Annotated in this window: 22 protein-coding genes and 1 pseudogene; 14 read left to right on the top strand and 9 right to left on the bottom strand. The window is 71.9% G+C overall.

Annotated features, from left to right (window positions below):
- Window positions 1-41: 41 nt before the first annotated feature.
- From ACLQ2S_RS15900 to ACLQ2S_RS15890, 3 genes are all read right to left on the bottom strand, one after another.
- The gene (locus ACLQ2S_RS15900) at window positions 42-479 is read right to left on the bottom strand and encodes a DUF3052 domain-containing protein (RefSeq protein WP_309223592.1); all 438 of its coding nucleotides are present in this window, start codon (window positions 477-479) and stop codon (window positions 42-44) included.
- A gap of 109 nt (window positions 480-588) precedes the next feature.
- A complete protein-coding gene (locus tag ACLQ2S_RS15895) occupies window positions 589-3,495 on the bottom strand; it encodes a transketolase C-terminal domain-containing protein (protein WP_425701961.1) in 2,907 nt (968 codons plus the stop codon).
- Between the two features lie 123 nt (window positions 3,496-3,618).
- On the bottom strand, window positions 3,619-4,023 hold the full coding sequence (locus ACLQ2S_RS15890) for a YjbQ family protein (protein ID WP_309223594.1): 405 nt from the start codon (window positions 4,021-4,023) through the stop codon (window positions 3,619-3,621).
- Window positions 4,024-4,221: 198 nt separating this feature from the next.
- Here ACLQ2S_RS15890 and aceE point away from each other — a divergent pair, with 198 nt between their 5' ends.
- The 3 genes from aceE (at window position 4,222) to ACLQ2S_RS15875 (ending at window position 9,477) form a co-directional block, all read left to right on the top strand.
- A complete protein-coding gene (gene aceE / locus ACLQ2S_RS15885; RefSeq protein WP_425701940.1) occupies window positions 4,222-6,966 on the top strand; it encodes a pyruvate dehydrogenase (acetyl-transferring), homodimeric type in 2,745 nt (914 codons plus the stop codon).
- A 286-nt stretch (window positions 6,967-7,252) separates the two neighbouring features.
- A complete protein-coding gene (locus ACLQ2S_RS15880) occupies window positions 7,253-8,542 on the top strand; it encodes a choice-of-anchor B family protein (protein WP_155220471.1) in 1,290 nt (429 codons plus the stop codon).
- Window positions 8,539-9,477: a hypothetical protein gene (locus tag ACLQ2S_RS15875; protein ID WP_425701939.1), complete on the top strand. Its 939-nt coding sequence runs from the start codon at window positions 8,539-8,541 to the stop codon at window positions 9,475-9,477. Before ACLQ2S_RS15880 ends, ACLQ2S_RS15875 begins: the two co-directional genes overlap by 4 nt.
- Before the next feature lie 92 nt (window positions 9,478-9,569).
- Here ACLQ2S_RS15875 and ACLQ2S_RS15870 read toward each other — a convergent pair whose 3' ends face one another.
- On the bottom strand, window positions 9,570-10,016 hold the full coding sequence (locus ACLQ2S_RS15870; RefSeq protein ID WP_093401307.1) for an SRPBCC family protein: 447 nt from the start codon (window positions 10,014-10,016) through the stop codon (window positions 9,570-9,572).
- Between the two features lie 235 nt (window positions 10,017-10,251).
- On the opposite strand from ACLQ2S_RS15870, the gene ACLQ2S_RS15865 reads away from it, so the two are divergent.
- The 3 genes from ACLQ2S_RS15865 (at window position 10,252) to gltX (ending at window position 14,375) form a co-directional block, all read left to right on the top strand.
- Window positions 10,252-11,601: a GH1 family beta-glucosidase gene (locus ACLQ2S_RS15865; protein ID WP_425701938.1), complete on the top strand. Its 1,350-nt coding sequence runs from the start codon at window positions 10,252-10,254 to the stop codon at window positions 11,599-11,601.
- The gene (locus tag ACLQ2S_RS15860) at window positions 11,598-12,869 is read left to right on the top strand and encodes an MFS transporter (RefSeq protein WP_309223596.1); all 1,272 of its coding nucleotides are present in this window, start codon (window positions 11,598-11,600) and stop codon (window positions 12,867-12,869) included. Before ACLQ2S_RS15865 ends, ACLQ2S_RS15860 begins: the two co-directional genes overlap by 4 nt.
- Before the next feature lie 96 nt (window positions 12,870-12,965).
- Window positions 12,966-14,375, top strand: coding sequence for a glutamate--tRNA ligase (gene gltX / locus ACLQ2S_RS15855; RefSeq protein ID WP_425701937.1), 1,410 nt, complete (start codon window positions 12,966-12,968; stop codon window positions 14,373-14,375).
- 55 nt (window positions 14,376-14,430) lie between these two features.
- Here the strand turns inward: gltX and ACLQ2S_RS15850 are convergent, their stop codons facing one another.
- A complete protein-coding gene (locus ACLQ2S_RS15850; RefSeq protein WP_309223598.1) occupies window positions 14,431-14,991 on the bottom strand; it encodes a copper resistance CopC family protein in 561 nt (186 codons plus the stop codon).
- A gap of 270 nt (window positions 14,992-15,261) precedes the next feature.
- Here ACLQ2S_RS15850 and ACLQ2S_RS15845 point away from each other — a divergent pair, with 270 nt between their 5' ends.
- On the top strand, window positions 15,262-15,909 hold the full coding sequence (locus tag ACLQ2S_RS15845; RefSeq protein WP_155220477.1) for a hypothetical protein: 648 nt from the start codon (window positions 15,262-15,264) through the stop codon (window positions 15,907-15,909).
- Window positions 15,910-15,962: 53 nt separating this feature from the next.
- Here the strand turns inward: ACLQ2S_RS15845 and ACLQ2S_RS15840 are convergent, their stop codons facing one another.
- The gene (locus ACLQ2S_RS15840) at window positions 15,963-16,331 is read right to left on the bottom strand and encodes a hypothetical protein (protein WP_155220625.1); all 369 of its coding nucleotides are present in this window, start codon (window positions 16,329-16,331) and stop codon (window positions 15,963-15,965) included.
- 115 nt (window positions 16,332-16,446) lie between these two features.
- Between ACLQ2S_RS15840 and ACLQ2S_RS15835 the strand changes: the two genes are divergently transcribed.
- From ACLQ2S_RS15835 to fabF, 5 genes and pseudogenes are all read left to right on the top strand, one after another.
- The gene (locus ACLQ2S_RS15835; protein WP_309223615.1) at window positions 16,447-17,745 is read left to right on the top strand and encodes a PucR family transcriptional regulator; all 1,299 of its coding nucleotides are present in this window, start codon (window positions 16,447-16,449) and stop codon (window positions 17,743-17,745) included.
- Between the two features lie 78 nt (window positions 17,746-17,823).
- A pseudogene (locus ACLQ2S_RS15830) lies at window positions 17,824-18,762 on the top strand (ACP S-malonyltransferase); the annotation flags it as partial.
- A gap of 35 nt (window positions 18,763-18,797) precedes the next feature.
- Window positions 18,798-19,742: a beta-ketoacyl-ACP synthase III gene (locus ACLQ2S_RS15825; protein WP_155220479.1), complete on the top strand. Its 945-nt coding sequence runs from the start codon at window positions 18,798-18,800 to the stop codon at window positions 19,740-19,742.
- Between the two features lie 83 nt (window positions 19,743-19,825).
- Entirely contained in the window at window positions 19,826-20,065 is a 240-nt protein-coding gene (locus tag ACLQ2S_RS15820; protein ID WP_053653162.1) for an acyl carrier protein, read from the top strand.
- Window positions 20,066-20,067: 2 nt separating this feature from the next.
- The gene (fabF, locus tag ACLQ2S_RS15815) at window positions 20,068-21,294 is read left to right on the top strand and encodes a beta-ketoacyl-ACP synthase II (RefSeq protein ID WP_155220481.1); all 1,227 of its coding nucleotides are present in this window, start codon (window positions 20,068-20,070) and stop codon (window positions 21,292-21,294) included.
- An 82-nt stretch (window positions 21,295-21,376) separates the two neighbouring features.
- Here fabF and ACLQ2S_RS15810 read toward each other — a convergent pair whose 3' ends face one another.
- Both ACLQ2S_RS15810 and ACLQ2S_RS15805 read right to left on the bottom strand, forming a co-directional pair.
- Complete coding sequence (locus ACLQ2S_RS15810) at window positions 21,377-23,107, bottom strand: glycoside hydrolase family 3 protein (RefSeq protein WP_155220484.1); 1,731 nt, start codon at window positions 23,105-23,107, stop codon at window positions 21,377-21,379.
- 48 nt (window positions 23,108-23,155) lie between these two features.
- Window positions 23,156-23,647 (bottom strand): DUF3145 domain-containing protein, encoded by a 492-nt coding sequence (locus tag ACLQ2S_RS15805; protein WP_309223600.1) that lies wholly within the window; start codon window positions 23,645-23,647, stop codon window positions 23,156-23,158.
- Between the two features lie 302 nt (window positions 23,648-23,949).
- Between ACLQ2S_RS15805 and ACLQ2S_RS15800 the strand changes: the two genes are divergently transcribed.
- On the top strand, window positions 23,950-24,279 hold the full coding sequence (locus tag ACLQ2S_RS15800; protein ID WP_309223601.1) for a hypothetical protein: 330 nt from the start codon (window positions 23,950-23,952) through the stop codon (window positions 24,277-24,279).
- A 91-nt stretch (window positions 24,280-24,370) separates the two neighbouring features.
- On the opposite strand, the gene ACLQ2S_RS15795 is transcribed toward ACLQ2S_RS15800, so the two are convergent.
- On the bottom strand, window positions 24,371-25,012 hold the full coding sequence (locus ACLQ2S_RS15795; RefSeq protein ID WP_155220486.1) for a carbonic anhydrase: 642 nt from the start codon (window positions 25,010-25,012) through the stop codon (window positions 24,371-24,373).
- A 149-nt stretch (window positions 25,013-25,161) separates the two neighbouring features.
- Between ACLQ2S_RS15795 and ACLQ2S_RS15790 the strand changes: the two genes are divergently transcribed.
- Window positions 25,162-26,085, top strand: coding sequence for an alpha/beta fold hydrolase (locus ACLQ2S_RS15790; RefSeq protein WP_155220487.1), 924 nt, complete (start codon window positions 25,162-25,164; stop codon window positions 26,083-26,085).
- Window positions 26,086-26,131: the final 46 nt, after the last annotated feature.

Genomic DNA, 26,131 nt, shown 5'->3' with positions numbered 1-26,131 from the left:
GAATCGTTCGGAACGGCCTCGGTCTCTCGCCGTGGACGGGGCTACTTCTTGCTCTTGGCCCCGCGACGCAGCACGAGTCGGGCACCGCTCCAGTCCTTGCCGGCATTGACCGTGGACGTCTGTTGGAGGCCAGCGGTAGGTGCCGACTCGGCGATCTCGCTCGGCTCGACGTGGCCGTCGCGCCCGGCCTTCGGCGTCAGCAGCCACACGACCCCGTTGTCGGCCAGCGGGCCGAGGGCGTCGACGAGCAACTCGAAGAGATCACCGTCGCCGTCCCGGTACCAGACCAGCACCGCGTCGACGACCTCGTCGGTGTCCTCGTCGACCAGATCTCCACAGCGGTCGGTCAGGGCGTCCCGGAGATCGGAGTCGACGTCGTCGTCGTAGCCCATCTCCATGACGACCATCCCCGGCTCGATGCCGAACCGGTCCGCCAGGCTGCGTACCCCATCAGCAGCCTGACCAGCGGTCGCGCTCACTGTCGCGTGCCTCCTCATCTCGTCCGAACCGGCGTCTGCTCGACGCCGTCAGGCAAAGTCCACACAGTTGTGCCGTCCTGCGCAAGTGGCGCACCGGGTGGAACGAAATTTACCGTGCCAGCAGCGTACGGGCACCCTGGGTGATGGCCTCCTCCGACACCAGGACCTGCCGGGCAGCCGGTCCCAGTGGCACGAAAGAGTCAACAGCGGCCACCCGGCGTGCCGCCCCGACATATCCGGCATCCACCAGCGCGGCGATCACCCCCTCGCCCACCCCACCGGAGCGGCGGGTCTCGTCCACCACCAGCACCCGACCGGTCACGGTGGCCTCCCGGATGAGATCGGCCACCGGCAGCGGCGCGAGCCAGCGCAGGTCCACGACCCGGGTGCCGATCCCCTCGTCGGCCAGGGCCGAGGCGGCCCGCAGCGACATTCGTACGCCGTTGCCGAAGGTGACGATGGTGACGTCGTCGGCCGAACCGACCCCGTACACGCGGGCCCGCCCCACCGGCACGTGGCTGCCGGCCCAGGCGGCGGGTTCGGCGTAACCGGCCAGCCACTCGCCGTCACCGTCGGTGTAGAGGTCGCGGGTGTGGTAGAGCGCGATGGGCTCCAGGAACACGCAGACACTGCCGTCCACCGCCGCGCTCGCCAGGCAGGTCCGCAGCATCGCCGCCGCGTCGTCCGGCCGGGCCGGTACCGCGATCACCAGACCCGGTACGTCCCGCAGCACGGCGACCGAGTTGTCGTTGTGGAAGTGACCCCCGAACCCCTCCTGGTACGCCAGACCGGCCACCCGCACCACCATCGGGTTGCGCCACGCCCCCTGCGAGAAGAACCGCATGGTCGCCGCCTCGCCCCGCAGCTGGTCCTCGGCACTGTGCAGGTACGCGAGGTACTGGATCTCCGGCACCGACAGCATCCCGGCCAGGCCCGCGCCGAGACCGAGGCCGAGGATCGAGGTCTCGTCGAGCAGCGTGTCGAACACCCGGGCCGCGCCGAACCGGTCACGCAGCCCCTTGGTCACCCCGTAGATCCCGCCCTTGACGGCGACGTCCTCGCCGAAGACCGCCATCTGCGGGTAGTAGAGCAGCCCGTCGGTGAGCGCCGCGTTGATGCTCTGCGCGAGGGTGAGCGGCCCGGCCAGTTCCGGCGGTTTACCGCCGAACGCCTCGGCCCGCGCCTCGGCGTCCGGCCCGGCGGCACGGGCACCCGCGTCGGAGACCGCCAGGGCGGCCCGGACCGGCCGACGCGGCGCCAGCGGGGCGATCACCTCGGCGGCGTCGACCAGTTTCGGCTCGTCGAGCACCTCCTCGGCGATCCGGCGGACCTGCCATCCGATCTCGTCGTAGCGGTCCAGCAGCTCCGCGCCGCTGGCCAGGCCCGCGTCGACCAGCCGCCGCGCGGTGGCGACCACCGGATCGCGGTCCACGTCGGCGGCGATCTCCGAGGCGGGGCGGTACGCACTCTCGGCGTCCGCACCGGCGTGACCCATCAGCCGGACCGTGGTCAGGTGCAGCACCGCCGGACGTCGGTGCCGACGCACCCAGGCCGCCGCCTCGGCCGCCACCTCGTACGTGCCGACCAGGTCGGACCCGTCGGCGGCGAAGTACCGGATGCCGGGCTTGGAGCGCAGGGCCGTCGCCACCCACCCCTGCGGGGACCGGACACTGATGCCCAGCCCGTTGTCCTCGCAGACGAAGAGCACCGGGATGCGCAGGCCGGTGTGGCCGTACCAGCCGGCGGTGTTGAACGCGGCCGTGGCGCTGGCATGGTTGATCGAGGCGTCCCCGAACGAGCAGACCACGATGGCGTCGGTCGGCCAGGGCGCCGGTTCGGGCTGCGTCGTACCGCCCCGGCGCACCGCCCGTCTGGCGTCCAGCCGACGCAGCCGCTCCACGGCGAGGCCCATACCGACCGCCCGGGGAAGGTGCGAGGCGATCGTGGAGGTCGTCGGAATCACCGCGAGGTCGGCGCGGCCGAACACCTTGTGCCGGCCACCGGCGATCGGTTCCCGGCTGGAGGCCACCATGCCGCGCAGGACGTCCCGGGCCGCGTCGGCGTAGGCCCGGGGCACCGGCCGCTTGATCGCCGTCATCCGGCTGCCGCCGCGCCGGTCGCCGGTCGCGCTGACCGGCGCGGTCACGGTCACCGGCCGGGACTCGGCCAGCGGTACGGCCGCCGGTTGGTTGGCGGCGGGCACCTCCCCCACCGGCCCGCCAGCGGCAGCGGCCCGGTCGGGGTCGACACCGGCACCCTCGGAGTCGGCGGCGGCAGCAGCGACGCGCTCGGAATCGGCGGCGGCAGCGGCGCGCTCGGAATCGGCTCCCTCGGCGTCGGCAGCAGCGCGGTCGGAGTCGGCAGCAGCCCGGTCGGGCTCGGCGGCGGCGCGGCCGGGGTCGTCGGTCGCCCGGTCCGGGTCGACGGCGGCGTCGTCCGACCGGTCGACGGTCGTCACGCCGGTCGGCCCGGCACCACCGGACGAACCGGGAGCGGCGGTCGAGCCAGCACCGCTGGTCGGGTCGGCATCTGCCGGGGTCGGGCCGGTGACGGGTGACGTCGGCGCGGACCGCCCGACCGGCGCCGACCGCTCGACCGGCTCAGACCCCTCAACCGGCTCAGACCGCTCAGCCGGGTCGGACCGCGTAGTCGGCTCGGGCTGCGGGGGCGAACTCGCTTGGGCGGCCCGGACGCAGTAGAAGGCGCCGGAACGGTAGTGCAGCAGGGCCGGGTCGGTGGGCCGCAGGGCCGCCGCCACCGCCGCGTTGCCCTCGTGGCCGGCGGAGCCGATGGTGTAGTAGCCCTCGCCGAAGCTGCGCAACCAGCGACCGGCCAGGTCGAGTTGTCGGCTGGTGACCTGGGCATCGAAGAGGTCGAGCAGTTGGGCACCGGTCAGCGCGCTGCCCTCGGTCACCGGTTCCGCCGGGTCGGCACGGTGCGCCGGTGCGGCGAGGGCGGCCAGGGACTCTCGGAACCGGTCGTCGAGATCCTGCGGGGTGGTCACGTCCGACAGCATTACCGACTGACGCACGCCTCGCACAGTCGAGCGTGTCTCACGCCGTCGCGCGTGTCCCGCCCGGCCGCCGCGTGGCGAGCCGCCGCCGACCTGCGCCGCTCCCGCCGATCGGCGGGGATGGGTTCAGCCGGGCAGGAAGGAGAAGCGGACCTGCCGGGTGGGGTTGTCGCCGTTGGTGTCGACCAGACAGATCGACTGCCAGGTGCCCAGGGCCAGTCGGCCACCGAGCACGGGCAGCGTCGCGTACGGGGCGACGAAGGCGGGCAGCACGTGGTCGCGGCCGTGCCCCGGTGAGCCGTGCCGGTGTCGCCAGCGATCGTCGGTCGGCAGCACCGCGTCCAGTGCGGTGAGCAGGTCGTCGTCCGAACCGGCTCCGGTCTCGATGATGGCCACCCCGGCGGTGGCGTGCGGCACGAAGACGTGGAGCAGGCCGTCGCCGGAGCCGGTGACGAACTGCTCGGCCTCGGCCGTGATGTCCCGGACGGTGGGCCGGGAACCGGTCCGGACGGTGATCAGCTCACTACGCACAACCCGCATTGTTCCCCACCCGGCCACGCACCGCCGGTCCCCGTCGGCGCGATCGCCGTTACCGACGTGAAAACACAAAGTTACTGGTGGGTACCTGTGTCGCGCATCGCCCTTCGGCCGGGTGGACGTGACGCCGGGCGTCGCGACGGGGCAGGATGGTGCCAGAGACCTATCCCACACACAACCGAGGGAACGCCTGTGGCCACGGAACGCAAGCGCCCGGTGATCACGGCCGGCCTGCCGAGCCAGCTTCCGGACATCGACCCCGAAGAGACCAGCGAGTGGGTCGAGTCGCTCGACGGTGTCATTGACGACCGTGGCACCAAGCGAGCCCGCTACGTCATGCTGCGGCTGCTGGAACGCGCCCGGGAGCGTCAGGTCGGCGTGCCGTCGCTGACCACCACCGACTACATCAACACGATCCCGCCGGAGCGCGAACCGTGGTTCCCCGGCGACGAGCACGTCGAGCGCCGGATCCGGGCGTACGTGCGGTGGAACGCGGCGATGTTGGTGCACCGCGCGCAGCGTCCGGAGATCGGTGTGGGCGGCCACATCTCGACCTTCGCCAGCTCGGCCTCGCTCTACGAGGTCGGCTTCAACCACTTCTTCCGGGGCAAGGACCACCCGGGTGGTGGCGACCACATCTTCTACCAGGGGCACGCCTCCCCCGGCATGTACGCGCGGGCGTTCCTGGAGGGTCGGCTCAGCGAGAACCAGCTCGACGGTTTCCGGCAGGAGTTGTCCCACCCCGGCGGCGGCCTGCCCTCGTACCCGCACCCCCGGCTGATGCCGGACTTCTGGGAGTTCCCCACGGTTTCCATGGGTCTGGGCGGCCTGAACGCCATCTACCAGGCCCGGTTCAACCGTTACCTGCACCACCGGGGCATCAAGGACACCTCCGACCAGCACGTCTGGGCCTTCCTGGGCGACGGCGAGATGGACGAGCCGGAGACCCTCGGCGCGATCGGGGTGGCGGCTCGCGAGGAGCTGGACAACCTCACCTTCGTGATCAACTGCAATCTGCAACGACTGGACGGGCCGGTACGCGGCAACGGCAAGGTCATGCAGGAGTTGGAGGCGTTCTTCCGGGGTGCCGGTTGGAACGTCATCAAGGTCGTCTGGGGCCGGGAGTGGGACCCGCTGCTCGCCGCCGACACCGACGGCGCGCTGGTCAACCTGATGAACACCACGCCCGACGGCGACTACCAGACCTACAAGGCGGAGTCCGGGGCGTACGTGCGGGAGCACTTCTTCGGCCGTGACCCGCGCACCCGCAAGATGGTCGAGGGGCTCACCGACGACGAGATCTGGAACCTCAAGCGGGGCGGGCACGACTACCGCAAGCTGTACGCGGCCTACAAGGCGGCGACCGAGCACACCGGCCAGCCGACCGTGATCCTGGCCAAGACGATCAAGGGCTGGACGCTCGGCTCGCACTTCGAGGGCCGCAACGCCACGCACCAGATGAAGAAGCTGACGCTGGAGGATCTGAAGACCTTCCGCGACCGGCTCTACCTCGACATCCCGGACTCGGCGCTGGAGGAGAACCCCTACCTGCCGCCGTACCTGCGGCCGGACGAGAAGTCCGACGAGATGCAGTACCTGCACGAGCGGCGCCGACAGCTCGGCGGCTACCTGCCGACCCGGCGGACCACCGCGAAGTCCCTGGCCATCCCCGGCAAGGAGCGGTTCGCCGACATCAAGCGCGGGTCGGGCAAGCAGAAGGTGGCCACCACGATGGCCTTCGTCCGGCTACTCAAGGACCTGATGAAGGACAAGCAGTTCGGCAAGCGCTGGGTGCCGATCATCCCCGACGAGGCGCGCACCTTCGGCCTGGACTCCATCTTCCCGACCGCCAAGATCTACTCGCCGCACGGCCAGCGGTACACCTCGGTCGACCGGGATCTGTTCCTGTCGTACAAGGAGGCGACCGCCGGGCAGATCCTGCACGAGGGGATCAACGAGGCCGGTTCGGTGGCCTCGTTCACCGCGGCCGGCACGTCGTACGCCACCCACGACGAGCCGATGATCCCGATGTACATCTTCTACTCGATGTTCGGGTTCCAGCGCACCGGCGACGGGTTCTGGGCCGCCGCGGACCAGATGGCCCGGGGCTTCGTGCTCGGCGCCACCGCCGGGCGCACCACGCTCAACGGCGAGGGACTCCAGCACGAGGACGGACACTCCATGCTGTTGGCCGCCACCAACCCGGCGGTCGTCGCGTACGATCCGGCGTTCGCGTTCGAGATCGCGCACATCATGGAGAGCGGCCTGCACCGGATGTACGGCGAGAAGCAGGAGAACGTCTTCTACTACCTCACCGTCTACAACGAGCCGATCCACCAGCCGGCGGAGCCGGAGGGCGTGGACGTCGAGGGCATCGTCAAGGGGATCTACCGCTATTCTCCGGCCCCCTCGCTGGAGGGGGACGCTCCCCGGGCGAACCTGTTGGCCTCCGGCACCGGCATGCAGTGGGCCCTGAAGGCGCAGCAGTTGCTGGCCCAGGACTGGGGCGTGGCCGCCGACGTCTGGTCGGTGACCTCGTGGACGGAGCTGCGTCGGGACGCGGTGGAGTGCGAGGAGTACAACCTCCTGCACCCCGGCAGCGAGCAGCGGGTGCCGTACATCCAACGCAAGCTGGCCGACGCCGACGGCCCGAAGGTCGCGGTCAGCGACTGGATGCGCGCGGTACCGGACCTGATCTCCCGGTGGGTACCGGGTGACTGGACGTCGCTGGGCACGGACGGTTTCGGGTTGTCCGACACCCGGCACGCGCTGCGGCGGCACTTCCACGTCGACGCCGAGTCGGTCGCGGTCGCGGCGCTGCGGCAGCTCGCGCTGCGCGGGGCGATGCCGGCCCACGTGCCGGCCGAGGCGGCCAAGAAGTACGCCATCGACGACGTCAACGCCGCCCCGGTGGGCGAGACCGGCGGCGACAGCTGAGGCTCGGGCGAGAGCCCGGTCGAGGGGCCCGGCGCGGTACGACACCGCGCCGGGCCCCTTCGCGTACGCCTGTCGTCTGCCCCACCGGCGACGGGCACGCAGGTATGACCCTTCCGGTATCGACGCATGTCTTTTTCGTGTAACACGACGCATCCACAATTGTCGATAGGTGTTTCAGTTGGACCCCAGGGACACCAGGTTGGCCGGTGGACCCACCCCCGTCGCGCCCGTCCACCGCCGGCCGGGACGTCACCGCCGCAGCAGCGCGCGACGGGAGGGAGCCTTCATGCGAATCGTCCGGATCGGTCTCGCCCTGGCCGTCGGCGCCCTGGTGGTGTCGATGGTCCCGGCGGGCTCGCCCTCGGTGGCGCACGACCCGGCCACCCCGGCCGGGCGCGCGTCGGCACAGGAGTTCATGGCCCAACGCGAACCCACCCAGCAGCTCGTCGCGGCCGCCGCCGCGACCTGCACCAACGGCCAGGCGGCGGGCTACCCCTGCCGCAACGTGGACCTGCTGTCGTTCATGCCGCTGTCCAGCATCGGCGGCAGCCAGGCCAACGACATCTGGGGCTGGACCGACCCCCAGACCGGCAAGGAGTACGCGCTGGTCGGACGGCGCAACGGCACCTCCTTCGTGGACGTGTCCAACCCGACCGCCCCGGTCTACCTGGGCAACCTGCCCGCGTACCAGAACCGCACCGCGGTCTGGCGTGACATCAAGGTCTACCGGGACCACGCGTACGTGGTCGCGGACGTCTCCGGACACGGCATGCAGGTGTTCGACCTGACCCGGCTGCGCGGTGTCACCACACCGCAGACCTGGACGGCCAACGCGCACTACAGCCGGTTCGGCAACTCGCACAACATCGCCATCAACGAGCAGACCGGGTACGCGTACGCGGTCGGCACGAACACGTGCAGCGGCGGCCTGCACATGATCGACATCCGCACCCCGAAGTCCCCGGTGTACGCCGGCTGCGTCAGCAACGACGGCTACACCCACGACACCCAGTGCGTGGTCTACCGGGGTCCGGACACCGCCTACACCGGGCGGGAGATCTGCGTCAGCTCCAACGAGGACACGGTGACCGTGGTCGACGTGACCAACAAGTCGGCGCCTCGGCAGCTGTCCCGCATCGGCTACACCGGGCGGGCGTACACCCACCAGGGCTGGTTCACCGAGAACCAGCGGTACTTCCTGCTCGACGACGAGCTGGACGAGAGCCGGCGCGGGGTGCGGACGCAGACCTACATCTGGGACCTGGCCGACCTGGACGCGCCCCGGCACATCGGCACCTACACCGCCCCGTCCGGGGTCCAGGCCACCGATCACAACCAGTACGTCAAGGGCAACTACACCTACCAGGCCAACTACCGGGCCGGGTTGCGCATCCTGGACCTGCGCAACGTGGCCAGCGGCCAGGCCAGCGAGGTCGGGTACTTCGACATCTACCCGTCGAGCAACAGCGCCTCGATGAACGGGGCGTGGAGCACCTACCCGTACTACCCGAGCGGCATCGTGGTGGTCAGCGGCATCGAGCAGGGTCTGTTCGTACTCCAGCCCCGCTTGTCATGACCGCCACCGATCACCGGCCGGTGACGGCCGCCGACCAGATCGAGGGGGCGTCCCAGTCGGGGCGCCCCCGCCCCGCCCCCGACTTGCCGCCGCCGACCGGTGACACGGTGTGGCGCTACGCCGCCGCCGCGCTGGTGCTCGGGCTGACCCTGACCGTCGGGTTCTTCGCCGGGCGCGCCGGCAACCCGACCCCCGCGCCACCACGGCCGGTGGCGACGTCGGACGCGCATCTCGGCCACGGACCCGGCGGGCTGGAGGTGTCCCGCGACGGCTGGACGCTGGCCCTGGACACCCCGGAGCTGACCGCCGGGAAACCCGGCGAGCTGGCCTTCCGGATCACCGATGCGGAGGGCGTCGCGCTCACCGCGTTCCAGGAGAACCACGAACGCCGGATGCACCTGATCCTGGTCGGCCGTGACCTCTCCGGCTACCAGCACGTGCACCCGGAGATGTCGGCCGACGGCACCTGGCGGGTCACGGTCACCCCGGCCAGGCCCGGCCCGCTCCGGGCCATCGCGGACTTCTGGCCGCAGGGCGCGTCGGCCGGCGTCACGCTCGGGGTCGACGTGCCGGTTCCCGGCCGGTACGCCGCCGAGCCGCTGGCCCCACCCGAGGAGACGACCCTGGCGGACGGCTACACGGTCACCCTCGACGGGGGGCTGCGCGCGGGCGAGTCCAACCAGGTGCTCGTCTGGCTGGGCCGGGACGGGCAGCCGGTGAACGACCTGCAACGGCACCTCGGCGCGTACGGGCACCTGGTGGCGTTGCGCCAGGGCGACCTGGCGTACCTGCACGTGCACCCGGCCGCGGCCAGCCAGCCCAGCTCGGTGGTGGCGTTCGGCGTGACGGTGCCGTCCGCCGGCACCTACCGGCTGTTCTTCGAGTTCCGGCACCTCGACGAGGTACGCGTCGCCGCGTTCACCGTGATCGTCTGAGGCAGCGGGCCGCGACGAGTGATGGCGGCCCGGACGCCCCTGGCGGGGACACCGGGCCGCCACCTTCGCGGGTGACGCCGGGACGTGGCCCGTCAGCCGACGGCGGCCAGGTCGGTCAGCCGGGCCAGCGAGTCCTCCAGGTCGGCGCCGACCCGACGCAGGCCGAGCCGGAGCAGGGCGGCCTTGACCGGGCCGGCCGGCCAGCGTACGACGATCAGCCGCACCACCGTGCCACCCTCCTGTTCGTCGGGTGTGAGCTGGACGTATATCTCGGTGCGCGCCTCCGCTCGAGCACCGGCGCCCTTGGCGCGTTCACGCCAGCCGATCAGGGTCGGCTCCTGATAGGCGATCACCTCAGCCTCATGCGCGGCACCGCGTCCAGCCTGGACCAACTGCCGCCGACCGAAGCCCTCCCCCGAGAGGACCTCGGCCGCACGGACCCCGGCCAGCCAGGCCGGCAACTGCTCGGCCCGCTGCACCACGTCCCAGACCGCTTCCACCGGCGCCGCCACGTGCGCGCTGCGTTCCACGAGGATCATTTCCGTCTTCCTCCAGTGAGGACATCCCACGATATTCGGCACTCTATGCGCAAAAACGGACGTATATGGACGGGTTCGTAAAAGACACGCCGAAAGGTATTGCTCTTCGCAGTTCGGGAGCCTATGGCGTCCGGTCGCGCCGCCCCCTAGAGTTCCGAGCACGTTTCACGTCGGCGCGATCGGCAGCAGGGCGTGCCGCAGTCGTGTCGCCGCTCGCGCACAACCGGGAGGGCAGATGCCGAACGCTCCGATGCCCGAGTTCCCCACCGGCTTCCGCTGGGGCGTCTCCACCTCCGCGTACCAGATCGAGGGCGCCGCCGCCGTCGACGGACGCGGCCCGTCCATCTGGGACACCTTCGCCCACACCCCCGGTCGGATCGTCGACGGCAGCAGCGGCGACGTGGCCTGCGACCACTACCACCGGTACGCCGAGGACGTCGCCCTGATGGCCGGGCTGGGTGTCGACGCGTACCGCTTCTCGATCGCCTGGCCCCGGGTGCTGCCCAGCGGCACCGGCAAGGCCAACCCCGCCGGGCTGGACTTCTACGAACGGCTGGTCGACCAACTGCTCACGCACGGCATCGACCCGGTCGCCACCCTGTTCCACTGGGACCTGCCCCAGCCGCTGGAGGACGCCGGAGGCTGGCTGAACCGGGACACCGCGCACCGCTTCGCCGAGTACGCCGACCTGGTGGCCGCCCGCCTCGGCGACCGGGTCCGACTCTGGATCACCCTCAACGAGCCGTTCATCCACATGAGCCTCGGGCACGCCACCGGCGTACACGCCCCCGGCCGGACGCTGCTCTTCGACGCCTTCCCGGTCGCCCACCACCAGCTGCTCGGCCACGGTCTCGCGGTCGCCGCGCTGCGCGGGCGCAGCACCGCACCGGTGGCCATCGCCAACAACTACTCCCCGGCGCGGGTCGCCGGTGACAGCCCGGCCGACGCCGCCGCAGCGGCGACCTACGAGGCGCTGCACAACCGGCTCTTCACCGACCCGCTGCTCGGCCACGGGTACCCGGCGGAGCTGGGTTTCGACACCACGGCTCTCCGCGACGGCGACCTGGACGTGATCGCCGCGCCGCTGGACGTGCTCGGCGTCAACTACTACAACCCCACGGCGGTACGCGCCGCCGAGCAGGGTTCGCCGCTCCCCTTCGAGCTGGTGCCGCTCACCGGCTACCCGCGTACCGCCTTCGACTGGCCGGTGGCCCCGGACGGGCTGCGTGAGCTGCTCGGCTGGCTACGGGACCGCTACGGCGCCGGGCTGCCGCCGATCCAGGTCACCGAGAGCGGCTGCGCCTACGACGACGCGCCCGACGCCGACGGGCAGGTGCCCGACCCGGACCGGATCGCCTACCTGGACGGTCACCTGCGGTCGGTACGCGCCGCGATCGACGACGGGGTGGCGGTGACCGGGTACTTCGTCTGGTCGTTGCTGGACAACTGGGAGTGGGCCGAGGGCTTCACCAAACGCTTCGGCCTGGTGCACGTCGACTTCGACACCGGGCGGCGCACGCCCAAGTCGTCGTACGCCTGGCTGCGTGAGGTGATCGCGACCAGCCGGCGGGAACCACCTCGGTGACCACCGCCGACCCCACCCCGGCCTCGCTGCCGGCCGCTCTCGCCGAGCCGAACGTGCCGGTACGCCGAGGGTGGATCGCGCTGCTGTTCGCCGCCAACCTCGGCGTCTGGATGGCCTTCTTCACCCCGATCCAGGTCCTCCTCCCGCAGCAGCTCGGGCAGATCGCGCCGGCGGACAAGGAGACCATGCTGGCGGTGGTCACCGGCATCGGCGCGCTGGCCGCGGTGGTCGCCAACCCGCTGGCCGGGGCGCTGTCCGACCGGACCTGCCTGCGGATCGGCCGACGGGAGTTCGGCCGACGGCACGTCTGGACCCTCGGTGGCGCGGTGCTCGCCGTGTTGGCCCTGGTGCTGCTCGCCCAGGCACAGACCGTGCTCGGGGTGGCGGTGGGTTGGGTGACCGCGCAGGTCTGCCTCAACGCGATGCTGGCCAGCCTCACCGCCGCCGTACCGGACCGGGTACCGGTCGTGCAGCGGGGCGGCGTCTCCGGTTGGGTCGGCATCCCGCAGGCGTTGGGGCTGGTGCTCGGCGTCGTGCTGGTCACCGCCGTGTTCACCGGGATCACCGCCGGCTACCTGGCCGTCGCCGGAGCCCTCCTGCTACTGGCGGTGCCGTTCGCCCTGCGTACCAGGGACGACCCGCTGCCCCGCGCCCACCGACCGGCGCTGCGCGGCCTGTTCCGCTCGATGTGGGTGTCGCCCCGCCGGCACCCCGACTTCGGCTGGGCCTGGATCACCCGGTTCCTGGTCCAGCTCGGCAACGCCCTGGGCACCCTCTACCTGCTCTACTTCCTCACCGACAAGGTCCAGGTGGCCGACCCCGAGAGCGGCCTGCTGCTGCTGATCCTGCTCTACACCGCCGGGCTGATGGGCACCACGGTGATCGCCGGTCGGCTGTCGGACCGCTCCGGCCGACGGAAGATCTACGTCATCACCTCCGGGATGGTGATGGCGGTGGCGGCGCTGCTGCTGGCCGTGGCACCCAGCTGGCCGACGGCGATGTTCGCCGCGCTGCTGCTCGGCGCCGGTTACGGGGTGTACCTGTCGGTGGACGCCGCCCTGATCACCCAGGTGTTGCCCAGGGCCACCGACCGGGCCAAGGACCTCGGCGTGATCAACATCGCCAACTCCGCCCCGCAGGTGCTCGGACCGGCCATCTCCGCGCCGATCGTGGTCCACCTCGGCGGCTACCCGGCGCTGTACGCGGCCACCGCGGCGGTGACCGCGCTCGGCAGCGTGCTGGTACTGAAGATTCGCTCGGTGCCCTGAGCCGACCGTGATGTTAGGAAGGGCCCCCTGTACCACTCCAGGCGATAGGAAGGGGCCCTTCCTTACCGGCAGGTGGGCGGTCGTAGGCTGGAGGCCGTGACGGTACGTGTGCGCTTCGCCCCCTCTCCGACCGGTATGTTCCACGTCGGCGGTGCCCGCTCGGCACTGCAGAACTGGATCTTCGCCAAGCAGCACGGCGGCGTGTTCGTGCTGCGCATCGAGGACACCGACGCGGCCCGCAACAAGCCGGAGTGGACCGAGGGCATCCTCTCGGCGCTGGACTGGATCGGCATCAAGCGGGGCAGCTACGAGGGCCCCCACTTCCAGTCCTCGTACGCCGGTGAGCATCGGGCCGCCGCACGTCGGCTGTTCGAGGCGGGCCGGGCGTACTACTGCGACTGCACCCGCGAGGCGGTGCAGGCCCGCACCGGCAACCAGTACACCGGCTACGACGGCTTCTGCCGCGACCGGGGGCTACCGGCGGGCGAGGGGCGGGCGCTGCGCTTCCGCACCCCCGACGAGGGCACCACGGTGGTGACCGACCTGATCCGGGGCGAGCCCACCTTCGACAACAAGCTCATCGAGGACTTCGTCATCGCCCGGGGCGACGGCTCGCCGGTCTTCCTGCTGGCCAACGTCGTGGACGACATGACGATGGGGATCACCCACGTGATCCGGGCCGAGGAGCACCTGCCCAACACGCCGAAGCAGCAGCTGCTCTGGGACGCCCTCGGGGTGAAGCCGCCGATCTGGGCCCACGTGCCGGTGGTGGTCAACGAGAAGCGGCAGAAGCTCTCCAAGCGTCGGGACAAGGTCGCCCTGGAGGCGTACCGGGACGAGGGTTACCTCGCCGAGGCGATGCGCAACTATCTGATGCTGCTCGGCTGGGCGCCCTCCGGTGACCGGGAGATCGTGCCCTGGTCGGTCATCGAGGACGAGTTCCGGCTGGCGGAGGTCAACCCCTCACCGGCGTTCTTCGACGAGAAGAAGCTGCGCGCGTTCAACGGCGAGTACATCCGGGCGCTGCCCGTGGCCGAGTTCGTCGAGGTGTGTCAGCCCTGGCTGACCGGCACCGACACCATCGCGCCGCCGCCCTGGCAGCCGGACGAGTTCGACCCGGCCGTGTTCGCCGCGGTGGCCCCGCTGGCGCAGACCCGGATCGCGGTGCTCAGCGAGATCGTGCCGAACGTCGACTTCCTCTTCGTCGACTCCCCGCTGATCGACGAGGCGGCCTGGAACAAGGCGATGAAGGAGGGGTCGGCCCAGCTGCTCGACGCCGCCATCGCCGCCTTCGAGGCGCTCGACTCGTGGGACGCGGAGACGCTCAAGGCCACCCTGGAGGCGGTCGGCGCGGAGCGCAACCTCAAGCTCGGCAAGGCTCAGGCCCCGGTACGCGTCGCGGTCACCGGGCGTACCGTCGGTCTGCCGCTGTTCGAGTCGCTGGAGGTGCTCGGACGGGAACGTACCCTGACCCGGATGCGCGCGGCTCGGGTCCGGCTGGTCTGACTCCCCGCTGGTCCGGACGCGTCCGGGTCAGCGGACGCGTCCGGGCCGGAACCGCTCAGCCCCGGCGTGCGGCGCGGCGACGCAGTAGCCGGGCCGTGGCCAGGACCGCCAGCAACACCACCGCCGCGATGGCCGCCCACCACCAGCCGCCGGACGACTCGTTCGACCGGGGCACCGGGGTGGCGGCCTCGGCCGTGGTCGGCGCCGGGGTGGTCTCGACCGCGCCGGGGGTCGTCGGGTCGGCGGCGACGGTGGGTTCCGGGCTCGGGTCGGCAGGGGTGCCGGTGGTCAGCGTGAACCGCACCTCGCCGGAGATCGGGTGACCGTCGGCGGACACCACCCGGTAGCCGACGATGTACAGCCCGGCCGCGCCCGGGGTGAACGGCACGCTGACCTTCTTGCCGTCGAAGCTCGGCTGCCCACCGGTCGCGTCGACGTCGTCCGGCCCGGTAATTGTGATCTTCGTCTTGTCCTCGTCGACCCGAGACAGGAAGCGCAGCTCAACGTGTTCCGGCGGCTCGGCCACGCGGGCACCGTCACGCGGCGTGCTGCCGGTCAACTGGTTGTGCGCGGCGGCCGGTGCGGCCGGTACCAGCAACGACACGCCAAGCGCCACGCCGAACACCGCTGCCCAGGAACACGCCAGGCGCGCTATCCTGCCCCCCATCATGACCTCCACAAGGTAAGATCCGCCCGCTGTGTCACGGCTCGTCGTTAGTCGAGTCGCGGTCGCAGATAGTTCCAATTAGTGTTCCATCAGCTGCAACCGATCTGCGTTTCGCGGAGTCTTTGAGTGGTACCTGTCCTGTGGGCACGGTCACCACCGTCGGCGCCAACGTGTGACCCCTGCAGCACAGCCACCCATCGAACGGGGCGAGGAGGCGGCATGGTCCGACGGATGAGGCGACTGGCCGCAGTGACGGCGGGTGCGGTGGCGGCGGTGCTGTTGTCACTCACCTCGGTCGAGGTGGCCCGCGCGGCCCCGAAGACGCCGCCGGCCGGGGTGGACATCACCGGTCACGGGCTGAGCGAGCCGTTGCGGCTCCGCGCCGAGACCCATCCCGCGCACGTCGTCGCCGTCATCGAGCAGGTCGACCACCGGGGGCTGGTGCGCCAGTCCGGCGGCCCGAAGAAGGAAGACCTCGGTCCGAAGTACACGGTCGTGGTGCTGGCCGGTGACACTCCGAAGCAGACCTACGACCTGTACCCGAAGGCGGTCGGTGGGCCGCGCGTCTACCGCCCCGCCAAGCAGCCCGATCGGAAGGTCACCGCCGCCTGGTACCTCGGTCGGATCAGCATGTCCGAGACGCTGCGGACCGCCGGTGTGCCGCTGGAACGGACCTACGAGGCGGTCAGCGGGGGTGTCGGCGGGGGCGAACGCATCATCCCCGAGGAGGCGCTCAACCCCGCCCAGGACATCAACGAGGCGTTCAGCGACCTGCGCCGCCTGCTCCTGCTGAACGTCGCGGTGGTGACGGTGATCACCATCGGGCTCGCCGGGATCGCGCTGCTGATCCGCCGTCGCACCCGCTGACCCACGGCCGGACCGGGCATCCGCCGGTCATCGGGCGCGGTGTGCCGGTCCGGTCAGCACCAGCGACGCGGTGGGCGGTCGCGCCGCGGGCTACGCGGGGACGGGCGAACCGGACCGTGTCGATGCGCCCCGGCCCACCCGGGCAGGTCGTTGCGGCAGCCACCGCCCACCACCGGCTCGGGCCGCCCCTCCGGCGCCGGTTCGACGGCGCGCTGCCGGGGCACCGGTGACTCGCCGCCGCGCGACCGCACGCAGGTGGGGTCCTCCTCCGGGCGCTCCGGCACCCGATTGACGGTCGGTTCGGCCGGATGCGCCAGGCCGGGCGGCCGACGGTGGTGCTTGGCGAGCGCCGGTTGCTCGTGCGGGCCCGGTCGGCACGGCTCCCCCTGGGCACAGCCGTGGTCGGCCTCCCCGTACGCCATCGGCGTCTCCTCACGCTCGCCCTCACCGCCGGCGCCCACCCGACGTGCCATGACACCGTACTGGCCGGTTCTGACCGGCCGCGCAGGGCGTACCGGTTCGCCCGTCGGCGGCACCGTGCCGACGCCTGCCGTCGAGTTCCAGGTCAGCGCATGTCAGGCTAGGCGGGTGAGCGAGTCGGGCGGGACGGACCTGTCAGCCACGCTGCGCCGCATCGAGCGAGCCGCTGGTGCGCTGGCCACCGCGAGCGTGGTCCGGATGGACGAGACCCTGCCCTGGTTCCGGGAACTGCCGGCCGACCAGCGCTCCTGGGTGATGCTCGTCGCCCAGGCCGGTGCCCGTTCCCTGGTCCAGTGGCTACGCGCCGGGGGCGGAGCCGGCGAGGGCACCCAGGAGGTCTCCGACGAGGTGTTCGCCACCGCACCCCAGGCGCTGGCCCGCTCGATCACCCTCCAGCAGACCGTCGCGCTGATCAAGGTGACCATCGACGTGGTCGAGGAGCAGGTCGACGAGTTGGCCGCTCCGGGTGAGGAGCCGCAACTGCGCGAGGCGGTGCTCCGGTACTCCCGCGAGATCGCCTTCGCCGCCGCCCGGGTCTACGCCCGAGCCGCCGAGTCGCGGGGCTCCTGGGACGCCCGACTTCAGGCGCTGCTGGTGGACGCGCTGTTGCGCGGCGACTCGCCGGACGTGCTGGCCAGTCGCGCCGCCGCGCTCGGCTGGACGGACGCGCCGCCGGTGGCGGTGGCGGTCGGCCCCTCCCCCGGCGGTGAGGTCGCCGCCGTCCTGCACACCGTCTACCGGCTGGCCCGACGGATCGGCGTCGAGGTGATCGGCGGCGTGCACGGCGACCGCCTGGTGATCGTGCTCGGTGGGGCATCGGACCCGGTCGCGGCCACCGGCAAGCTGCTGACCGCCTTCGGCGAGGGGCCGGTGGTGGTCGGTCCGGCGGTGCCGAGCCTGGACGAGGCGACCGAGTCGGCCCGGGCGGCGCTGGCCGGGTACCGGGCGGCACCGGCGTGGCCGGCGGCACCGCGTCCGGTGCACGCGGGCGACCTGCTGCCCGAGCGGTCCCTCGCGGGCGACGCCGAGGCCCGCCGACGACTGCGCCATGACGTGTACGCGGTGCTGGTCCGCGCCGGCGGCGAGCTGTTGGAGACGCTGGACGCCTTCTTCGCCGCAGGCGGCACGCTGGAGAGCGCCGCGCGGGCGCTGTACGTGCACCCGAACACCGTGCGCTACCGGCTGCGCCGGATCTCCGACGTGACCGGATTCAGTCCGCTGGCGCCCCGGGACGCCTTCGCGCTGCGGGTCGCGCTGACCGTGGGCCGACTCGACCCGGTCGTCCCGACCCAGACATTGACCCCACCAGCAAGTAAAAGATCACAGCATGGTGATGACCAGCGCCAGTCTTTGTAGGATCCCTCCAACTGTCCTAGTGCGGTTTGGTGCCAGTCGGCACAGCGCAACCCATGGGTATCCAGGAGAGTCATAGACGTGCTCGCCGTACTCTGCCCCGGCCAGGGCTCACAGAAGCCTGGCTTTCTGACCCCCTGGCTCGACCTGCCCGACGCCGAGGCCCGCCTACGCTCGTGGTCCGAGCTGGCCGGCGTCGACCTGGTGCACCTGGGCACCACCGCCGACGCCGACGAGATCCGCGACACCGCGCGCACCCAGCCGCTGCTGGTCGCCGCGGCGCTGCTCGCCGCCGAGCACCTGCCGATGGGTGAGGTCGCCCTGACCGCGGGGCACAGCGTCGGCGAGTTGGGCGCGGCGGCGCTGGCCGGGTCGCTGTCCGCGGAGGCCGCCATCACCCTCGCCGGTGTACGCGGCCGGGAGATGGCCGCCGCCTGCGCGCTGGAGCCGACCGGTATGGCCGCGGTGCTCGGCGGCGACCCCGACGAGGTGACCGCCACGCTCGACCGGCACGGGCTGCACGCCGCCAACCGCAACGGCGCGGGTCAGGTCGTCGCCGCCGGTGCGCTCGCCGGGTTGGACAAGCTGGCCGCCGAGCCCCCGCAGGGGGTCCGGGTCATCCGGTTGCAGGTGGCCGGCGCGTTCCACACGCCGTACATGGCTCCGGCAGAGGCGGCGCTGGCCACCGTCGCCGCCGGGATCACGCCGAAGGACCCGGAGCGCCTGCTGCTGTCCAACCTCGACGGGACGGTGGTCGACAACGGCCACGAGCTGCTCGGCCGGCTGGTCCGTCAGGTCACCGCCCCGGTCCGCTGGGACCTCTGCATGGCCACGCTCGCCGAACTCGGCGTGACCGGCGTGATCGAGCTGCCGCCCGCCGGCACCCTCTCCGGGCTGGTCAAGCGCGAACTCGCCGGTGACCGTGCGCCGAAGATCGTCACCTTGAAGACCCCGAACGACCTGCCCGCCGCCCGGGACCTCATCGCCGAGCACGGCACGACCGTGGGCAGCGCGCACACGTCCCGCGACAACACCGACGCCGGGGAGGTCTCGTCATGACGGGCAGCCGGATCCTGTCCCTCGGGCACTACCAGCCGTCGCGGGTGGTGACCAACGACGAGATCGCCCAACTGGTGGAGACCAGTGACGAGTGGATCCGCGACCGGGTCGGCATCGCTACCCGCCGGATCGCCGGGGACGAGACGGTCGCCGACATGGCCGCCGCCGCAGCCGACAAGGCCCTGGCCAACTCCGGCCTGACCGCCGCCGACATCGACCTGGTCGTGGTCGCCACCTGCACCTCGATCGACCGCAGCCCGAACGTGGCCTGCCGGGTGGCCGCCAAGCTGGGGATCAACGCCCCCGGGGCGTACGACGTGAACACCGCCTGCTCCGGTTTCGCGTACGCGCTGGGCACGGTGGACCACGCGATCCGCGCCGGTGCGTCACGCAACGCGCTGGTGATCGGTGCGGAGAAGCTGTCCGACTTCACCGACTGGACCGACCGCTCCACCTGCATCATCTTCGGTGACGGCGCGGGCGCGGCGGTGGTCACCGCCGCGGCCGGTGACGAGCCGCCCGGCGTCGGGCCGGTGGTCTGGGGCTCGGTGCCGGAGCGCGGTGACGCGGTACGCATCGAGGGGTGGCGTCCGTACGTGGCCCAGGAGGGCCAGACCGTGTTCCGTTGGGCCACCACGGAGCTCGCGCCGCTGGCCCGGCAGGCGTGCGAGCGGGCCGGTGTCGACCCGTCGGAGCTGGCCGCCTTCGTTCCGCACCAGGCCAACGCGCGGATCATCGACGGCATCGCGAAGCGGCTGAACATCCCGCAGGCGATCATCGCCAAGGACATCGTCGAATCCGGCAACACCTCTGCGGCCAGCATCCCGCTGGCCCTGTCCAAGCTGGTGGAGCGCCGCGAGGTGCCCTCCGGCGCTCCGGTGCTGCTGTTCGGTTTCGGTGGCGGCCTGACCTACGCCGGTCAGGTCGTCCGCTGCCCCTGATACCCCCACGGCGCACAGCGCCGAGGAACGACGGGTGGCGTCGCCACCCTGTCGAGAGAACCCGATGAGAGGAACCCACCGCAATGACCCGTGACGAGATCACCACCGGCCTCGCCGAGATCCTCGAAGAGGTTGCCGGGGTGAACCCGGACGACGTGGCCGAGGGGAAGTCCTTCACCGACGACCTGGACGTCGACTCGCTCTCGATGGTGGAGGTCGTGGTCGCCGCCGAGGAGAAGTTCGGCGTCAAGATCCCTGACAACGAGGTGCAGAACCTCAAGACCGTCGGGGACGCTGTGAGCTACATCGAGGCGCAGTCCTGATCATGAGTCGCATCGACGTCGTCGTCACCGGGCTCGGCGCGACCACCCCGCTGGGCGGGGACGTCGCGTCGACCTGGGACGCCATGCTCGCCGGCCGCTCCGGGGTGAGTCCGCTCACCCAGGAGTGGGCCGCGCAACTTCCGGTTCGGATCGCCGCCCAGCTCGCGGTCGAGCCGTCCGAACTGCTGAACCGGGTGAAACTGCGCCGGTTGGACCGCTCCGAGGCGATCGCCCTGGTCGCCGCCCACGAGGCCTGGGCCGACTCCGGGCTGGCCGACTCCGAGCTCGACCCGGAGCGGCTCGGCGTCAGCGTCGGCACGGGCATCGGCGGGGCCATGACCCTGCTCGCCCAGGACGACATCCTGGAGGAGTCCGGTCCTCGGCGGGTCTCGCCGCACACCATTCCGATGCTGATGCCGAACGGTCCGGCCGCGTGGATCGGACTGGAGTTGGCCGCCCGCGCGGGCGTGCACTCGGTGGCCAGTGCCTGCGCCACCGGCGCGGAGGCGATCGCGCTGGGTCTGGACATGATCCGTGCCGGTCGCGCCGACGTGGTGGTGGCCGGCGGCACCGAGGCGGTCATCCACCCGCTGCCCATCGCCGGTTTCTCCTCGATGCGGGCGATGTCGACCCGCAACGACGAGCCCGAGCTGGCCTCGCGCCCGTGGGACAAGGGCCGGGACGGCTTCGTCCTCGGTGAGGGCGCCGGCATCGTCGTACTGGAGCGCGCCGACCACGCCGCCGCCCGGGGTGCCCGGGTGTACGCCCGGCTCGCCGGCGCGGGTATCACCTCCGACGGCTTCGACATCGTCCAGCCTCACCCGGAGGGTGCCGGGGCGATCCGGGCGATCGAGAAGGCGATCACCGACGCGGACGTGGCGAAGTCGGATATCGTCCACGTCAACGCGCACGCCACCTCGACCCCGGTGGGCGACATCGCGGAGATCACCGCACTGCGGACCGCCCTGGGTGACCACCCGGTGATCACCGCCACCAAGTCCATGTCCGGTCACCTGCTCGGCGCGGCAGGCGCCCTGGAATCGATCGCCACCGTGCTGACGATCCGCGACAGCGTGGTGCCGCCGACGATCAACCTGGACGACCCGGACGACAACCTCACCCTGGACGTGGCGATCAACAAGCCCCGCCACATGGAGGTGCCCGCCGCGCTGAACAACTCGTTCGGCTTCGGTGGTCACAACGTGGCGCTGGTCTTCACCCGTCACTGAGCCGGACGGGTCTGGCTAAACCCGACCCACCGCAAACCGCCCCCGGTGACCACCCAGTCAACCGGGGGCGGTGCTGGTTGGGTCAGTCCGCGCAGGTGGTGGCGGGCAGCCCGGTCACCTTGACCGGGGAGCGACCGGTCGGGCGGGTCTTGCCGGCGAGCACGTCGGCGAGCGCGGCCATCGAGGCACGGCTGGACGAGTAGGTGGCCAGCAGGGTCGCCGACCGGGCCGACGCCAACACGTACGGGGTGTCCATGGCGACGGTGACGGCCGCGTCAGCCCGCAGGTCCTTCGCGCCGTCGCCGTAGCCGACCAGGTGGACGATCGTGCCTCCGCGGGGCACCACCTGCACACCTGCCGAGGTCAACGCCTCGGTCAGCAGCGCCCGGGTGTGCGCGCGCCCACCCGACGAGGTGACGGTGACCGGGCCACGCACACCGGTGGTGTCGCACCGGCCACGCAGCACGGTCACCGCGCCGGCGGCCAGCGCCTGTGCCGCCTCGCGGTGCGCGGGGGCGCCCAGCGTGGACAGCTCCGGCGCGGGTGCGTCGCCCAGCGTGAACTTCATGGTCAGTACCCGGGTGACCGCCTCGACCAGCCGGGTCCGGGGCAGTGTGCCGTCGCGCAACGCGGTCAGCAGCCCGTCGTACGCCTGCCCGACGTGCGGGGGCATGAGGATCAGGTCGTTGCCGGCCTTCAGTGCCCGCACCGCCGCCTCGCCCGGCTCGAACCGACGGGCCGGCGGCATGTTCATCCCGTCGGTGATCACCACGCCCTGGAAGCCGAGTTCTCCGCGCAGCACCTCGGTGAGCAGCTTGTACGAGAAGGTGGCGGCCACGCCCGGGTCGATCGCGCGTACGTCGAGGTGGGCGGACATCACGGCCAGCGCACCCGCCTCGATACCGGCGGTGAACGGGGGCCATGCCTCGGCGGCGAGCTTGCCCCGGGTCTGGCCGAGCCTCGGCAGGTCCTTGTGCGAGTCGACGGCGCTGTGGCCGTGACCGGGGAAGTGTTTGAGCGTGGCCGCCACCCCGGCGGACTGTAGTCCGCGTACCGCGCCGCCGACCTGGTCGGCGGCGCGCTGCGGATGGGCACCGAACGAGCGGGATCCGATCACCGTGCTGCGGGTCACCAACACGTCGGCCACCGGCGCGAAGTCGACGTTGATGCCCATGGCGGCCAGTTCGGTGCCGGCGGCGCGCCAGGCGGCCTCGGTCAGGTCGGGTTTTCCGGCGGCTCCGGCACCGAGCGCGCTGGGCAGCATGGTGACGCCCTCGGTGATCCGGGTGACCACGCCGTACTCCTGGTCGGTGCCGATCAGGAAGGGCGCCGCGCCCGCGGGCAGCCGTCCGGCGGCCTCCCGCAGCCCGGTGGTCAGCTGGCGGACCTGCTTCGGGTTGTCGACGTTGGTGGTCTCCTGGTTCGACTGGGTGGGGTCGTCCGCGCTGAAGCCCACCAGGATCAGCCCACCGAGCCGGTACTTCTCGATCATCTCGGCGGGGGTGTCCACCCCGGCGAGGGCCCGGTTGCCGGCCGCCGAACCGGCCGACACCCGGGTCGCCTGGTCGCCGTAGGCGTACGGCATCAGCACCTGGCCGACCAGGTCCTCGTCGGTGAGTTCGGCGACGAGGGCGGCGGCCCGGGTGGCCGGGTCCTCAGGCGGGGCGCTGGGCGGCGGTGCGGATTCCGTCGCCGGGGTCGAGCTGGGCCCGGCCTCGGGGCGCTGGCCGGCTCCGGAGCAGCCGGCGACGAGCAGCGCGGTCACCAGGACGAGCGCGGCGACGCGCCGAGGGGTAGTCGACACGCGGACCATCCCACCAGTTCACCGCGTACCGGGCAACTCGACCTTCGCCCGCCCGGCCTACCCGACCCGGGTGAGCAGGGTCACCGGCGCACCGTCCCCGGCGTGCCGGTACGGCTCCAGTTCGGCGTCCCAGGCGGTGCCGAGCGCTTTGTCGAGGGCGTGCGCGAGGGCCTCCGGTGCCCGCGCGGCAGCCATGATGCTGCGTAGCCGATCCTCGCCGATCTGGATGTCCCCGGCGGCGCCGACGGTCGCCCGGAACAGGCCCCGGCCCGGCACGTGCATGAAGCGCTCACCGTCGACGCCCGGACTGGGCTCCTCGGTGACCTCGAAACGGATCATGGGCCACTGCCGGAGGGCAGCGGCCAGTTCGGCACCCGTTCCCGGGCTACCGGTCCACCCACACTCGGCCCGGCGGGCGGCGGGGTCGACGGGCTGGGCAGTCCACTGCAGGTTGACCGGCGCGGCGAGGACGCGCGCGATCGCCCACTCGACGTGTGAACACACGGCGAGCGGGGTCGAGTGGACGTATACGACGCCACGCGTTGGCACGGTGACCTCCCGGAGTGCGAGGTGCGTCTTCCCCTACGACCTCGCCCGACCGGGCTTGTGGAACACATGATGACTGCTGTGACGGATGGTTCGCCAGGGAATCGGAAAATTCGCCGCCGGAATACCCGGACAGCTGATCGCGGTTCCACCTCGTGACGCCGCGATGACCAGCCGGCATCGTGGTTCGTGTACAGTTCCATCGGCGGCCTGTGCCGCGTAAGCCTCCGCGGGTCTCGCCGTGACGGCACCCGCAACAGCCCCCGGACGTTCCGTCCTCCGTACGTCTTGCAAGGAGTACCTCCGTGGCGAGCAACACCTCTAAGACCGCGCGCGCGTCAGTCCGGGCCGGCCAGGCTGGCCAGGGTGGCGCCCTCAGCGTGCTGGGCGAGTTCAAGTACCTGATTCCGCTCAACGGCGGCAAGCACGCCTACGTGCGGAACCTCACCAACGGCAAGACCGCGCACCTGCGTACCGACTCCGAGGCCTTCATCGAGGAGATCCGGGTGCTGGCCGCCGCCGGTCACGCCGCCAAGATCCGTGCCGAGATCAACGGCCTCAACGCCGCCCACCCGGGCGACGGCTGGGACGCCACCGAGAAGCGCCTGGTCGAGGCCGGCGTCTTCGAGGCCTGATCGGCCCAGGGCGACTCGCCCTGCGCGTACCACCTGTGAACGCCCGTCGGGTCGCACCCGGCGGGCGTTCGCCGTTCCCGCCGCCCGCGACTCACCGCTGCGGTGGGTCGAGCAGCGCCACCTCCCCGGTGGCGAGGTCGTAGAGGGCTCCGGCGACGGCGACCCGACCGGCGGCGACCGGCGGGGCCAGCCGGGGATGGTTACGCAACTCCGTCACGGTGCGGGCCACGTGCCGGCGGACCGCGACCGGCACCACCTGCGGGTCGTCCACCCCCGCCTCGACGACCGCCGGTGCGATCCGGTCGACCAGGTGGGCCAGCGTGCCCGGCGGACGCCGGTCGGCCCGCAGCGCGTCGACCGTCGCCCGCACCGCGCCGCACCGCTCGTGGCCCAGCACCATCACCAGCGGTACGCCCAGCACCTCGACGACGTACTCGATCGAGCCCAGGACCGCCTGGTCCAGCACGTGTCCGCCGGTACGGATCACACAGATCGCGCCGAAGGTCTGGTCGAAGATCGCCTCCAGCGGCACCCGCGAGTCGATGCAGCCCAGCACCACGGCGTACGGCTGCTGGTCACCGGAGGCGGTCGCGGCTGCCGCGCTCACGTCGTGGCCGTGCACCGGCTGCCCACTGACGAAGCGCCGGTTGCCGGCGAGCAACTCGGCCAGGGCCGCGCGCGGCGTGCCCCCGCGCGCCTGCCCGGCGAGCGGGACTCCACCCGTGGATGCCATGTCCCCAGCCTCGCCGGATCAGCCGCCCTCGCGGAGCCGATCGACGAGATCTTCTCAACCCCCCGGTTGGCGTGTTGTCATGACGGGTAGCCGGTGTTACCGCCGGGTATCCCCGGTGTTTCGCACCCGTGTGCCCTGGGGAGGTGGCGATGCCGGAGCCGACCGAGGTACGGCTGGGCGACGACGTACGCCTGCACGTGGAAACCGCCGGTGGCACATCCGCCGAGGTCACGGTCGTGCTGCTGCACGGCTGGACCCTGGACGGGCGCGTCTGGCACCGGCAGCTGACCGCCCTCCGGGAAACCTTCGGCTCGGTCCGGGTCGTCACCTACGACGCACGTGGGCACGGCCGGTCCAGCTGCATGGCGCTGCCCACGGCCACCCTGGCCCAGTTGGGCGACGACCTGGTCGCGGTGCTGGACACGATCGTTCCCACCGGGCCGGTGGTGCTGGTCGGCCACTCACTGGGCGGCATGACGATCATGGAGTACGCGCACCGCCACCCGGAGCACTTCTCGCGCCGCGTCGCCGGTCTGGTCTTCGTCTCCACCACCGCCGAGGGGCACACCCACACCGTCTACGGTCTCTCCCCTCGGATCACCCGGATCATCCGGCTGGCCGAGACCACCGGAGCCGGGGTACTGGCCCGCTGCGGCTCCTGGCGACCGCCCCTGGCGGTGCTGCGGGCGCTGCGTCCGAGCATTCGCTGGATGCTGTTCGGGGACCGTTGCGACCCCACGGACATCCGAATGGTCACCTCGGCGGTGGCCCGCGCCTCGCTGCGGTCGATCGGCGGGTTCCGGGCCTCCATCGGCGCCCAGCACCGGCTGGCCACCCTCGCCGCGCTGGCCCACCTGCCGACGGCGGCGCTGGTCGGCGACCGGGACCGGCTCACCCCGCCGCCCTGCGCGGAGTCGATCGCCGCCGCGCTCCCGGCCACCGAACTGACCGTCTGCCCCGGCGCCGGGCACATGCTGATGATGGAGCGGCCCGAGAGGGTCAACGCCGCGATAGTCGGTGTGTTGCGCCGGGTTCTGGACGCTCTCCCGGCCCGGCAGCGCGTCCCCGGCTGACGCCCCGCGAAGATCCGGCAGACGCCTCCTCGGAGGTGGGGCGTAA

Source organism: Micromonospora sp. DT48, assembly GCF_049844495.1.
Taxonomy (GTDB): domain Bacteria; phylum Actinomycetota; class Actinomycetes; order Mycobacteriales; family Micromonosporaceae; genus Micromonospora.
This window is presented reverse-complemented; position numbering and strand designations above follow the sequence as displayed.